We start from the raw sequence: 485 nt of genomic DNA on the forward strand, positions 1-485 counted from the left end.
TTTTAGGCTTTTTGACCTTTGTGGTTGCTGGCGTCGCAGTTACCCACAGACACCCCTTTGATCAGCCAGAAGCTGAGCAAGAGCTGGCCGAAGGTTACCATGTAGAATATTCTGGCATGAAGTTTGGGATGTTTTTTATTGGTGAGTACGTCAATGTGGTCCTAATCTCTGCCTTGATGACTTGCCTATTCTTCGGCGGCTGGCTCGCGCCCTTTAATCTCAATATTCCATTTGTGCCGCCAGCCTTCTGGTTTATGATCAAAACCCTATTTTTTATGACCATGTTTATCTTAGCGCGTGGATCGCTTATGCGGCCACGATATGATCAAGTAATGAATTTTGGCTGGAAGATTTGTTTGCCAGTGACACTATTTAACTTACTGGCTACCGCCGCTGTCATCTTGATGCTTCAATAAGCCTGCGCTGCTAAGGAGAAGACCTGTTATGTTTACTGCCTTAAAAAAGACCGTCGTTGGCATATTCAC

General features: G+C 45.2%; 1 protein-coding gene. It reads left to right on the plus strand.

Going from position 1 to position 485, the window contains the following annotated elements; all coding sequences use genetic code 11:
* On the plus strand, positions 1–416 hold a 416-nt coding region (locus tag EHC72_RS22500), incomplete at its 5' end, for an NADH-quinone oxidoreductase subunit H (protein ID WP_170311747.1).
* Between the last annotated feature and the right edge of the window lie 69 nt (positions 417–485).

Origin of the sequence: Pedobacter nototheniae, assembly GCF_004335085.1 — a bacterium.
Taxonomy (GTDB): Bacteria; Bacteroidota; Bacteroidia; order Sphingobacteriales; family Sphingobacteriaceae; genus Pedobacter; species Pedobacter nototheniae.